The sequence below is a fragment of the Robertmurraya beringensis genome (assembly GCF_042433785.1).
Lineage (GTDB): Bacteria > Bacillota > Bacilli > Bacillales > Cytobacillaceae > Robertmurraya_A > Robertmurraya_A beringensis.
On the sequence record NZ_JBHLUU010000016.1, the window covers coordinates 270456 to 283767 of the forward strand.

Below are 13312 nucleotides of genomic sequence, written 5' to 3' on the forward strand. Positions count from 1 at the left end.
CTTTACACCTTCTTCCTTAAACTTGCAATATAAAATCCATCTGAACCAAAATCTTGAGGGAAAATCTGTAGCTGAAAGTCCGACATAAGCGGCTGAATCGCCTTAGGCATTCTCTCAATAACCGACGGGTCACCTTCAAAGTCCGTATGCTTCTGTAAAAACGCTGTTACTACCTCTTCATTTTCAGAGCGGTCGATTGTACATGTACTGTACACCAACGTTCCACCTGGCTTTAACAGTGGAGTAACAGAATCTAATAGCTGCAACTGAATGCTCTGAAGACGATCTAAATCTTCTTCTTTTTTTGTGTATTTCATATCTGGCTTTCTTCTCATTACACCAAGACCAGAGCACGGGGCATCAAGCAAAATCCGATCGAACGTGCTACCTTCAAACGCCTCTTGTACCCTACGGCTATCCATAGCTTTCGTTTCGATATTTTTCAGTCCAAGTCGGGCAGCATTTTCATTAATCAACTTCACTTTATGCTCGTGAAGATCTAATGAAATAACTTGTCCTGTTTCTTCTAGCTTTTCAGCGATATGAGTCGACTTTCCACCAGGAGCTGCGCACGCATCTAAAATCGTTTCATTTTGTTCGATACCTAATGCATATGCTACAAGCATAGAGCTTTCATCCTGGATCGTAATCAAGCCTTCTTTAAAACTTTCCGAATGGGCAAGATTTCCTTTTAAGCATTTAATTGCTTCAGGAACAACCACACTTTCCTCAACTTGATAGCCTTCTTCTGAAAGCCTTTTGATGCAAGCTTCTCTGTCGATTTTATTTGTATTGATTCGTGCGGTTTGCATGGGTGCAGTTAAATTGATCTCACACATCTCTTTTGCTTTATTATACCCAAATTGCTCGGTCCATCTTCTAACAAGCCAAGTAGGATGACTCGTTTCTATGGACAAACGCTCGACTTCATCCTTAATGTCATTCATATCTCTTATGCCTTCACGTTGTATAGAGCGAAGAACTCCATTAACCATCCCAGATATCCCTTTATGACCTCTCTTTTTAGCAATTTCCACGGCCTCATGAATGGCTGCACGGTCAGGAATTTTATCTAAATAAAGCATTTGATATAACGTCATTCGCAGTAGCTGCTTCACCCAGTTTTCAAGCTTTTTAGGGTTTTTAATAAAAGGCTCTAAGTAATAATCAAGAGTCATTTTTCTTTGTAATGTTCCGTAGGTTAATTCCGTTAACAATCCAATGTCCTTCGTGGCAATTTGATTCTTTTTAATCACATTGTTTAAAAGTAGATTGCTATATGATTGATTTTTTTCGATTTGCTCTAGAATGGTTACAACACTTTCTCGAACATTTGATTTTTCTGTCATTCGTTAACTCCTATACGATCTCCAACCTTTAAAAACGAACCTGCCCCTCGTAAAAATTGATCAGCTGTCATTTTCTTTTTACCAGAAGGCTGGAGCTCAGTCACTTTAATCGCTGTATCATTTCCAGTAGCAACGACAAATCCATCTTCCTCAATTGCAATTATTTCTCCTGGAACTGCCTTTTTCACTGCCTTAACTTTCGTCGCCCACCAAAGTTTCATCACTGAGTCAGAAAGATGAGTGTAAGCGACTGGCCATGGGTTCATACCCCTAATATGGTTGTAAATATCTTCGCCTGGTTTAGACCAAACAATTTTCTCTTCCTCGCGCTTTATATTATAAGCAAATGTTGCTTCTTTTTCATTTTGGGGAATTGGATCTAATTCTCCCTTAATCAGTCTTGGCAATGTGTCTAACAATAACTTAGAACCTGCCTCACTTAGCTTATCATGCAAAGAACCAACCGTATCTGTTTCTGCAATTTCAACTTCTACTTGCGTCAAAATATCCCCTGCATCCAGCTTTTCAGCCATATACATGATCGTAATTCCCGTTTTCTCTTTTCCTTGTATGATGGAGTAGTGAATGGGAGCCCCACCACGTAATTCTGGTAACAGAGAAGCATGAACATTTATGCATCCGAGTGGTGGCACTTCTAAGAGTTCCTTCGGTAAAATTTGACCGAACGCCGCCGTTACGACTAAGTCAGGCTTTAAGCTCAATACTTGATCCAAGTCCTCTCTTACACGAATCTTTTCAGGTTGAAGAACAGGAATACCATGTTTTTCCGCTTCCACTTTCACAGGAGGTGGAGTGAGTACTCTTTTTCTTCCAACTGGGCGATCCGGTTGTGTCACAACACCGATCACTTCATATCCAGCTTCTATCACACTTCTTAATATGGGAACAGAAAAATCAGGAGTACCCATAAACACTATTTTTGTCATTCGCTTTCGACTCCCTCTAACTCTTCTTCAGTCAAATATCTTGTCACTTTTGATGTAAATAGGATGCCATGAAGATGATCGATTTCATGAAGAATCGCACGTGCTAAAAAGTCTTCTGCTTCGATCACAAATGCTTTTCCTTTTCGGTTTCGGGCTTTCACTTTTACAAAATATGGTCTGGTTACTTCTCCGTAAACCCCTGGAAAACTAAGACAACCTTCCGGGCCTGTTTGTTCGCCGGACACTTCTAATATTTCAGGGTTAATTAGTTCAATCGTGCCTGATTCATCGTCTATATCAACGATGGCAATCTGTCTTGCTATGCCAATTTGAGGGGCTGCAAGACCTACCCCATCGAATTCAATCATCGTATCGTACATATCGTTTAGTAGCTTTTCTAGTTTTTTATCAAATACCGTTACTCTCTCACATTCTTGTTCAAGTACCTCTGCAGGATGAGTAACTAGCTTCTTTACCGTCAAAATACTTCCTCCGATTTTTTCATATTTATCACTATTCTCTACGAAAACAACCCGCTTCATAACCAGCTACATGAGAATATAAGGATTCACGTCTGTAGAAATGGTTAACCCGGTTGTTGCAGATTCATGCTGATATTGATCAAGTACCGTTTTAATGGCACGACCTAACTGTGGCTCACGTTTGTATTTTATCAAACATTGGTACCTATATCTATTTTTGATTCGAGGAATTGGTGAAGCGACAGGTCCTAGAACAATCGCTTCTGGAGAAAGACTATTCCGAATGTATCCGGTAATCTTCTCTGTCACCGACACTACCTTCATCAAATTCTCATGGCTTACTGTGATCAGGGATATATAGTAGAAAGGTGGATAATGATGAAGCTTTCTTATTTGCATTTCCCTTTCATAATACAGATCATAGTCCTGTTGAGAGGCAAACTGAATGCTGTAATGCTCTGGTGTATAGGTTTGTACAATGACTTCCCCTGATAGCTCATGTCTTCCAGCTCTTCCACTTACCTGTGTTAGCAGCTGAAAGGTTTTCTCAGATGAACGGAAATCAGGGATATGCAGCATCGTATCAGCTGAAAGAACTCCTACGAGCGTAATCTTAGGAAAATCTAATCCTTTTGCAATCATTTGCGTTCCTAACAGAATATCTGCTTTTCCTTCACCAAAATCAGTTAACAGCTTTTCATGCGCCCCTTTTTTTGAAGTTGTATCCACATCCATCCGGATCACTCTTGCCTCTGGCAACACTTTGCCTAGTTCTTCTTCAATCTTCTGAGTACCTGTTCCAAAATAACGAATATACTCTGATTGGCATTCCGGGCATTGTGTTGGAACATGCGACTCATAACCACAATAATGACACTTCATTCGCTCGCTGAATTTATGATAGGTTAATGAAATATCACAATCTGGACAGTTCACAACATATCCGCAGTCTCTACACATCACAAAGGAGGAATGTCCTCGCTTGTTTAAAAACAATACCGTTTGCTCCTGTTTATCGAGTCTATCTTTCAATTTTTCCATTAATGCTCTTGAAAACATGGATCGATTTCCTTCACGAAGCTCTTCTCTCATATCCACAACTTCAACATGAGGCATCGGTCCACTATTCATCCGGCTCGGCAAATTTAAAAGCTCAAACACACCTTTTTTTGCACGAGCAAATGATTCAAGTGCTGGAGTAGCACTTCCTAATACAACCGGGCAGCCATATTTTTTGGCACGTTGTATCGCCACATCTCTCGCATGATATCTTGGATTTTCCTCTTGCTTATAACTTGTTTCGTGCTCTTCATCAATGATGATAATTCCAAGGTTTTCAAAGGGAGCAAAAATGGCAGACCTTGCCCCTACCACCACTTTTACTTCTTTTCTCTGGATCTTTCGCCACTCATCGTATTTTTCTCCATTAGAAAGTCCGCTGTGCATGACAGCCACTTCATCTCCAAATCTCCCTTTAAACCGTTTCACCATTTGTGGAGTTAAGGAGATTTCTGGGACGAGTACGATTGCTTCCTTTCCCTTCTCTAACACTCGTTGAATTGATTGTAAATATACTTCCGTTTTACCACTACCTGTTACCCCATACAGTAAGAACACTTGATGGAGATTTTCTTCAATGGTTTGTAAAACGGGGGAAATGGCTCTTTTCTGCTCAGAAGTTAAGGGTAAAGCCTCTGTCCGTTCAAATACACGATTCTCGTACGGATCTCGGTACACTTCTACTTCTTCTTCCCTTAAGATCCCCTTATTAACAAGACCCTTTATAGCAGAGGAAGAAGTGTTTAAAAGGTTTATTAAATTTTGCAGTGGAACGGGAGCTGGGTTAGCTAGGAAAAACTCTATAATTTCCCTTTGTTTCGTTGCCTGAATGGATAGTAGCTTGAGTGAATCAGATAGCCCCTTTTCATTCACATGTGGCATTACATACCTGCGCTTTTTCTTATTCACCCGTTCCTTTACTTCATATATAAATTCAACATGACCATTTGCGATTTCTTTTTGCAATACTCTCCATGCATCCTTTTCAATCGTATCAAAGGGAACCATTTGAGTTTTCTCGAATACTCTTTGTAGGACTGGAGGTAACAGATTCACATCGATCGTCACTCGGATTTTCTTTTCGTATTTCGCTTTAAGTGCTGCCGGTAGCATCACCTGATAGGCAGATATTCGATAACAAAGTGTTTCTTCTGATAACCAATCCCCAAGCTGTAAAAGTTCGTTATTTAATACTGGAACAATATCCATAGGAGCAATAATATCTCTAAGCTTTTCAAACTCTGAGCTAGGCTGAATGGAAATGACAAACCCTTGAATTTTCCGAGGTCCAAATGGAACAACCACCCTCATTCCTGGGGTGATGACCCCTTCTAGATGCTCTGGGATACGATAATCAAACGGTCTGTCGGTTTGCTTAGCTGGGACATCCACAATTACACTCGCAATCATTCAGCTTCCTCTTTTGGGAGGAGCTTTAAAGCCTCTAAAAGAAGGGTTTTGGCCGCTTCTTGCTTAGTCATTAATGGTAACGAGATAGATTGTCCATCGCGCTTATAAATGGTTATTTTATTTGTATCGGTCCCAAATCCAGATCCTTCTTCTGCAACATTGTTTGCCACGATCATATCAGCGTTTTTCTTCTCAAGCTTTCTCATCGCATACTCTTCCACATGATCAGTTTCCGCAGCGAAACCAACCAATACTTGGTGCTTTTTGTTTTTACCAAGCTCAAATAATATGTCCTTGGTTCTTTCTAATTCAATCCTTGCGTCGCCTTCCTGCTTTTTAATTTTTCGATCTGAAACTATTTTTGGCTTATAATCAGCAACCGCAGCCGTTTTTACCACCAAATCACTAGATTCATATTGAGCGATCGTCTCATTAAGCATGTCCTGAGCACTTTCCACATGAATTACCTTCACTCCTGGTGGTGGTTCAATGGAAACAGGTCCTGTTATGAGTGTAACCTCCGCTCCAAGATTCCTAGCTTGTTCAGCAATGGCATATCCCATTTTTCCAGACGAAAAGTTCGTAATATAACGCACAGGATCAATTTTCTCTCTTGTTGGACCTGCTGTTACAAGTACCTTTTTACTTTTTAAAGGAGCTTGCACCGGTTGGAAAAATTCGGTGATTTTCTCTACGATTGTCTCAGGCTCTTCCATTCTTCCTTTCCCCACATACCCACACGCTAAATAACCCTCTCCAGGCTCGATAAACCCATATCCATAGCTTCGTAATGTTTCTAAATTCTTTCTCACGGCAGGATGGTCATACATATGAACATTCATTGCAGGAGCAATCCAAACCGGAGCGGTTGCAGCAAGCAATGTCGTAGTGATCATATTATCAGCAATTCCGTTGGCTAGCTTGCCAATGATATTCGCTGTGGCCGGTGCAACGACGATCAAATCAGCCCAATCCGCCAAATCAATATGTGCAATCACTTTTGAATTCTTTTCATCAAACGTGTCAATATGAACATCGTTTCTTGAAAGTGCCTGAAAGGTTAAGGGGGTCACAAATTTTGAAGCCGATTCACTCAAAATCACCTTTACGTCAAGCCCAGCTTGAGTGAGCTTACTAGTTAGTGCAGCTGCTTTAAAAACCGCAATTCCTCCAGAAACACATAGTAGGATTTTCTTTCCTTTCACAGACAAAACCTCCGTTCGATAAATATCTTTCTTCCATTATGCAAGAACCTATCTGCAATTGCATCTTTAAAACAAAAAACAACCTAAATATTTAGGTTGTTCCCCGTCTTTATTCAGCTGATTCGTCTTTTACGATACGGTAAGTGAGCTTATCGGCGTGAATTTCTTCTAACGCTTTTCCAACCTGCTTATGAGAAACATACTTATCTAAGTGCAGGTTTTCTCCTTGTTGTAGCTTTCGTGCTCTTTTTGCAGCAACGGAAACTAGTGAATACTTCGAATCAATTTTTGTCATTAATGAATCAATTGATGGATATAACATAGGATTAATCTACCTCCAAAATTCTTTTGTATCTAGGTTCTACTCGCTCACGACGTAAATGCTCCGCAATGACTATTGCATTAATGCGTTCAACTGCTCTGTCAACTTGGTCGTTTTCTACAACATAATCATAGAGATGCATCATTTCTAATTCTTCTCTTGCTGCATTCATACGATTGTTGATAACATCCTCAGTTTCCGTACCTCGTGTGACAATCCGGTTTTTCAACTCTGATAAACTTGGTGGAACGAGGAAAATGAAAAGACCATCCGGAAACTTCTTCCGAACCTGTCGCGCACCTTGTACTTCAATTTCCAAGAATACGTCTTTTCCACTATCTAATGTTTGTCTAACATAATCAACTGGAGTGCCGTAGTAGTTGCCCACAAATTCAGCGTACTCTAGAAGCTTTTCCTCTTTTATCAGTTGTTCAAATTCTTCTCTAGACTTAAAGAAGTAATCAACTCCATCAACTTCCCCTTCTCTTGGAGCACGGGTAGTCATTGAAATAGAGTATTCAAAGGCGGTATCAGGCTGTGAAAATACCTCTTTCCTTACCGTTCCTTTTCCTACTCCAGAGGGTCCAGATAATACAATTAATAACCCTTTCTCCTGCATGAATCTTTTCCTACCCTTCATCAATAATATCATCTTTATCATTTAAGCGGGCTGCAACCGTTTCTGGCTGTACCGCTGAAAGAATAACATGGTCACTATCCATCACAATTACTGCGCGAGTTCTTCTTCCATATGTAGCATCTATTAACGAACCACGATCCCTAGCATCTTGAATAATTCTCTTTATCGGAGCTGATTCGGGACTAACGATTGAAATAATTCGATTTGCAGAAACGATGTTTCCAAAACCGATATTTATTAGTTTAATTGACATGATTGTCCTCCAATCATAAGAATTATTTTTACCTTCCTAAAGCTTTTCTAAACCAAGAGCTATTCAATATTTTGAATCTGCTCCTTAATCTTTTCAATAGAGCTTTTTAACTCCACCACTTCGGTAGCAATTTTTGCATCATTTGCCTTTGATCCGATTGTATTAGTCTCTCTATTCATCTCTTGGACAAGGAAATCAAGCTTTCTTCCAATAGACTCCCGATCATTGAGGAAAGTTTTAAATTGTACAACATGACTATCTAGTCTTGTAAGCTCTTCATTGATATCTGCTTTATCTGCAAAAATAGCAATTTCAGTCACGATTCTCGCTTCATCGAGCTGCTGGTCTACATATTCTTGAATTCTCTTTTTTAACCGATTTGCATATTGCTCAACTACAGTCGGCGCATATTTTCTAAGCGCTTGGACAGTCGATTGTATTTTTTCAATATGGGATAAAATATCCTGCTGCAATGCCTTTCCTTCCACTTCACGCATATTCACACAATTTTGAGCAGCATCAAGCAAAGCATCTAACACAAGCTCTTCGATACACTCGATGCCAGATTCTTGCTCTTCAATACTAAATATCTCGTCTCGATTAAGTATATCTTTTATGGAAACACCCTCTTTAATTTGAAAGCGTTCCTGAATTTCCTTTATGTTCTGAAGATAGTCCTCTATGAGACTCCAATCGACTAAGAGTTTTCGAGTGGTCAGTCCTTCACCATCAATGGTGATAAAGACCTCGATTCTTCCTCTTTTTATGTATTCATTTAGCGTCTTTTTTAGCTTATCCTCGAGGCTAGAAAGACTTCTAGGTATTCGGAAGTGATATTCAGCAAATCGGTGATTCACCGTTTTAACCTCAACAGTTACCTTGATATGTTCGTTGCTGCGGATGCTCCTACCAAAGCCTGTCATGCTTTTTACCAAAGCCAACACCCCATAACTATTTGTGTATAGAAAAAGGTAATAGAGCTTTCTCTATCACCTTTTGGATTATAACATACTTTATTTATTTTTACTTGCCAAAAATGAACCTGCTAGTAAAAAAGTTGGGATGGAAGCAAAACCAATGACTAATAACCAATCACGAAGAGCCAGTGGGACGGTATGGAAGATTGGTTGTAATGGCGGATAGTACATAACTACTAGCATTAAAGCTAATGAAGAAATGACCGCCCATACTAGATACATGTTTCCGAATGGATTTCTTGAGAAAACTGATTTTTCACTGCGGCAATCGAAAACGTGAATCAATTGAGCTAAAACAAGAGTAGCAAAAGCAACTGTTTGAGCATGGATGAGATCATTAGGGTTTTCATTATATGAAATGATAAACGCAAGCAAAGTGGAAGTTCCAATTAAAAAGCCGCGTGAGATGACCTTCCAGCCTAACCCTCTTGCAAAAACTCCTTCTTTAGGACTCCGCGGACCGCGCTTCATTACATTTTCCTCTGGTTTATCAAGACCTAACGCCATTGCTGGTAAACCATCTGTAACAAGATTGACCCAAAGAATTTGAATCGGCACTAGAGGCAGCGGGAGCGCTAGCAACATAGCGAACAGCATCACTAATATTTCACCAACATTGGAAGCAAGTAGATAACGAATGAATTTACGTATGTTCTCGTAAATATTCCTACCCTCTTTAATCGCTGCTTTTATCGTTGCAAAATTATCATCAAGAAGAACTAAGGCAGATGCTTCCTTCGCCACATCTGTACCGGTAATTCCCATTGCTACACCAATATCTGCTGCTTTAATAGCCGGCGCATCATTGACTCCATCACCAGTCATCGCAACGATGTGTCCTCTGCTTTGTAATGCTTTTACAATCTTTAACTTATGCTCTGGAGAAACACGCGCGAATACTGAAACGTCATCCACCACTTCTTCAAGATCTTCTACAGACATTTCATTAAGTGCATTACCATCTAGCACCTTACTTTTTGGTGTTAATATACCTAGCTGTTTGGCAATTGCCTTCGCCGTTATTATATGATCCCCTGTAATCATGACGGTCTTAATGCCTGCTTCTTTACATTCTTTTACTGCATGCTTCACTTCTGGTCGCGGTGGATCAATCATTCCTTGTAATCCGATAAAAGTAAGATCCTTCTCTGCTTCTCTTTCATCAAGAATGAGCGTTCCAGGCGATACCTCTCGGTAAGCAATCGCAATCGTTCGTAATGCTTGAGATGCTAACCCTTCAATGGCATCCTTTACTTTTCCCTCCATATCACGAGACATAAACTGTCGACGATTTTCCCAAAGAATTGATTCACTTTTTGAAATTAAGACGTCTGGTGCACCTTTAGTGACAATAAATTGTCTTCCGTTCGTATCCTTCACTACAACACTCATCATTTTCCGGGCTGAGTCAAACGGAAATTCTTTTACTAACTCAAACTGTTTGTGAAGTTGGTCTCTTGTAAATCCTGCTTTTAGTGCAGATACTAGAAGCGCACCTTCTGTAGGGTCTCCATCAATAACATACTCACTGCCTTTTTGAGTGATTTCTGAATGGTTACAGAGCATACCAAACATCAGCATTTGCTGAAGTGCTTTTTCTTCTTTTATGGAAACCTTATGATCTCCCCGGTAGAATTCGCCTCTAGGCTCATAACCAACTCCACCAACTTGGGAAACCTCTCCCCCGCTCCATAAATGAGTTACGGTCATTTTATTCTGTGTCAACGTTCCTGTTTTATCAGAGCAAATAACAGAGGCACAACCTAACGTTTCAACAGCAGGAAGCTTACGAACGATAGCTTTTTGCTTAATCATTCGCTGAACGCCAAGGGATAATGCAACTGTTACAATTGCAGGTAGACCTTCAGGAATCGCAGCTACCGCTAGAGATACCCCAGCTAAAAACATGGTATATAAATCATGTCCGCCAAATACCCCTGCAATCACAACTAAGACCGTTAAAAGAAGGGCTGCAGTAATTAAAATTTTCCCTAATTGCTCAAGTCTTCTTTGGAGTGGTGTTTCCATTGTTTCCGCATTTTGTAGCAGGTCAGCAATTTGGCCCATCGCTGTTTTCATTCCGGTTCCAACGACAACTCCAACACCGCTTCCCCTCGTGACCATCGTCCCCATAAAGGCCATGTTTTGCATATCACCAAGGCCAAGGTTTTCTTCTTGCAATTTGTTATCTGTTTTTTGTACAGGTAACGATTCTCCCGTTAATGCTGATTCCTCGATTTCTAAACTATTGATTTCTATTAATCTTACATCTGCCCCGATTCGGTCGCCGCTTGTAAAGCGTAAAATATCTCCTGGTACAACCTCTCTTGAGGCGGTTTTTATCCAATTCCCGTCTCTTAAAACATATACTTGTGGTGCTGATAATTCCTTTAGTGCATGAAGCGAACGTTCGGCTTTACGTTCTTGGAAAAAACCTAAAAATCCATTAATAATGACAATCGCGATGATAGCAATCGCATCTATATACTCCCCTAACAGTCCCGAAATTAACGTCGCTGCTAATAAAACAAGAACCATGAAGTCTTTGAATTGACTAAAGAATAAGATTAAAGCGGACTGCTTTTCTCCTTCTTCTAGCTCGTTGAATCCATGTTGTTTTATACGATTTACTGCATCAGCCTCAGATAAACCGACCATGTAATCAGTATTTAAGGCTTTTTCCACTTCCTTTTTTTCCATTCCATGGAATTTCATCCGGCAATCCCTTCCTCCTTTTATTTTCAACAGAGTTGTCCCAACTCACTCTAAACTAAGCTTATTCAGCCTCGTCCAAAAAAATGATATAATTATTACAAAAGTGGGCGACCGCTTTTATTGAAAGGCACTATATAGAAAAGGATGTTCTCTTATGTCATTTGACGGACTGTTTACGCGTGCTATCACTAAAGAGCTCTCTGAGGCTTTACGTGGTGGGCGTATTAATAAAATTCATCAACCATTTAAAAATGAAATCGTGCTTGTTATTCGTGCAGGGGGAAAGAATCATAAGCTTTTGCTATCTGTCCACCCAAGTTACGCGAGAGCACAATTAACCACAGAGACTTATGAAAATCCAAATGAACCACCCATGTTTTGTATGTTATTAAGAAAGCATTTAGAAGGATACATACTGGAGGATATTCACCAGGTTGGTCTTGAAAGAATGATTGTCTTAGATGTAAAAGGAAGAAACGAGCTCGGTGATCTGTCCAGCAAACAACTTATAATTGAAATCATGGGCCGTCATAGCAATATTATCTTAATTGATAAAACACGAAACATGATTTTAGATAGCATTAAGCACGTTTCCTATGCTCTTAACAGCCATCGTGCGATTCTACCTGGTCAGGAGTATAAACTTCCTCCTGCTCAAAATAAAATTAATCCTCTAGAAGCTACAGAAGAGGATGTGTTAAGGAGCTTAGACTTTAATGCAGGGAAGATGGATAAGCAGCTGGTTGAGCATTTTGCTGGTTTATCTCCATTATTAGCAAGAGAAATCGTCCATGAAGCCGGAGTTGCCAATCGCAATACCATGCCTAAAGCATTTATCCGTCACATGGAAAAAATTCATACCCATCAATATGAACCATCGATTATGAATGCCCAAGGAAAAGAAATGTTTTATCTATTTCCGATGACCCATATATCAGGTGAAGTTCAGTCGTTTTCCAAGATTAGTGAAATGCTCGACCGTTTTTATTTTGGGAAAGCCGAAAGAGACCGTGTGAAGCAGCAAGGGAATGACCTGGAACGGTTGATTGTTAATGAACGGGATAAAAACAAGAAGAAAATCGATAAGCTTCAAAAAACGCTAGTAGACGCACAAAATGCGGAGGAATATCAATTATTTGGGGAGTTATTAACAGCCAATCTTTATGCAGTTGAAAGAGGAATGACATCCGTTGAGGTGATTAATTATTATGATGAGAATGCTGGAGTGGTTACCATTCCACTCGATCCTCAGAAATCACCTTCAGACAATGCGCAGCGATACTTTACAAAGTATCAAAAAGCAAAAACAGCACGTAAGATTGTACAAGAACAAATTGAAAAAGCGAACGAAGAAGTACTGTATTTTGAGACATTAATTCAGCAAATGGAGACCGCTTCTATTAAAGATATTGAGGAAATTCGTCAAGAGTTAGTTGAAGAAGGTTATATTCGAGACCGACAAAAAAATAAATCGAAAAAACAAGTTCTTGCAAAACCTGTGCTCGATCAATATGTGTCCTCTGACGGAACAGACATCCTCGTCGGTAAAAACAATAAGCAAAACGATTATTTAACAAACAAAGTAGCTAGTCGTGACGATATTTGGCTTCATACAAAGGATATTCCTGGATCACATGTTGTTATACGAAGCAAAAACCCTAGTGATTCGACCATACTAGAAGCAGCCAATATCGCTTCCTACTTTAGTAAAGCACGAAGCTCAAGCTCTGTTCCCGTTGACTTTACACAAGTAAGACATGTAAAGAAACCAAATGGAGCAAAACCCGGTTTCGTCATATATGACAACCAACAAACGGTATACGTCACACCTGACGAAAACCTTATCATCCAATTAAAAAAATAAAAAGCACAAAAAAAGGGTGTCAGACACCCCAAATGGACAGATTTGCTGTTTTTGTCCGTCTGGGGTGGACACTCTTTTTTCTGCATTTT

At 39.8% G+C, this 13312-nt stretch carries 11 protein-coding genes; 1 reads left to right on the forward strand and 10 read right to left on the reverse strand.

What is annotated here, in order from left to right; genetic code table 11:
• Positions 1 to 2: 2 nt before the first annotated feature.
• From rsmB to ACFFHF_RS05700, 10 genes are all read right to left on the reverse strand, one after another.
• Positions 3 to 1349 (reverse strand): 16S rRNA (cytosine(967)-C(5))-methyltransferase RsmB, encoded by a 1347-nt coding sequence (rsmB, locus tag ACFFHF_RS05655; RefSeq protein ID WP_160545636.1) that lies wholly within the window; start codon positions 1347 to 1349, stop codon positions 3 to 5.
• A complete protein-coding gene (gene fmt, locus ACFFHF_RS05660) occupies positions 1346 to 2296 on the reverse strand; it encodes a methionyl-tRNA formyltransferase (RefSeq protein ID WP_160545637.1) in 951 nt (316 codons plus the stop codon). Before fmt ends, rsmB begins: the two co-directional genes overlap by 4 nt.
• Entirely contained in the window at positions 2293 to 2778 is a 486-nt protein-coding gene (gene def, locus ACFFHF_RS05665) for a peptide deformylase (protein ID WP_160545638.1), read from the reverse strand. Before def ends, fmt begins: the two co-directional genes overlap by 4 nt.
• A 66-nt stretch (positions 2779 to 2844) precedes the next feature.
• On the reverse strand, positions 2845 to 5247 hold the full coding sequence (gene priA / locus ACFFHF_RS05670) for a primosomal protein N' (RefSeq protein WP_160545639.1): 2403 nt from the start codon (positions 5245 to 5247) through the stop codon (positions 2845 to 2847).
• Positions 5244 to 6452 carry a bifunctional phosphopantothenoylcysteine decarboxylase/phosphopantothenate--cysteine ligase CoaBC gene (coaBC, locus tag ACFFHF_RS05675; RefSeq protein WP_340903164.1) on the reverse strand — a complete coding sequence of 403 codons (1209 nt, stop codon included), beginning with the start codon at positions 6450 to 6452 and terminating at the stop codon, positions 5244 to 5246. Before coaBC ends, priA begins: the two co-directional genes overlap by 4 nt.
• 109 nt (positions 6453 to 6561) lie before the next feature.
• Positions 6562 to 6774, reverse strand: coding sequence for a DNA-directed RNA polymerase subunit omega (rpoZ, locus tag ACFFHF_RS05680; protein WP_119707491.1), 213 nt, complete (start codon positions 6772 to 6774; stop codon positions 6562 to 6564).
• A 4-nt stretch (positions 6775 to 6778) separates the two neighbouring features.
• Positions 6779 to 7393, reverse strand: a complete 615-nt coding sequence (gene gmk / locus ACFFHF_RS05685) for a guanylate kinase (RefSeq protein WP_160545641.1) — start codon at positions 7391 to 7393, stop codon at positions 6779 to 6781.
• A 10-nt stretch (positions 7394 to 7403) separates the two neighbouring features.
• Positions 7404 to 7667 carry an extracellular matrix/biofilm regulator RemA gene (gene remA, locus ACFFHF_RS05690; protein WP_066053091.1) on the reverse strand — a complete coding sequence of 88 codons (264 nt, stop codon included), beginning with the start codon at positions 7665 to 7667 and terminating at the stop codon, positions 7404 to 7406.
• Positions 7668 to 7726: 59 nt separating this feature from the next.
• Positions 7727 to 8602: a YicC/YloC family endoribonuclease gene (locus tag ACFFHF_RS05695; protein ID WP_160545642.1), complete on the reverse strand. Its 876-nt coding sequence runs from the start codon at positions 8600 to 8602 to the stop codon at positions 7727 to 7729.
• A 78-nt stretch (positions 8603 to 8680) separates the two neighbouring features.
• A complete protein-coding gene (locus ACFFHF_RS05700; RefSeq protein WP_160545643.1) occupies positions 8681 to 11359 on the reverse strand; it encodes a calcium-translocating P-type ATPase, SERCA-type in 2679 nt (892 codons plus the stop codon).
• Between the two features lie 154 nt (positions 11360 to 11513).
• Between ACFFHF_RS05700 and ACFFHF_RS05705 the strand changes: the two genes are divergently transcribed.
• Positions 11514 to 13223 carry an Rqc2 family fibronectin-binding protein gene (locus ACFFHF_RS05705; RefSeq protein WP_160545644.1) on the forward strand — a complete coding sequence of 570 codons (1710 nt, stop codon included), beginning with the start codon at positions 11514 to 11516 and terminating at the stop codon, positions 13221 to 13223.
• Positions 13224 to 13312: the final 89 nt, after the last annotated feature.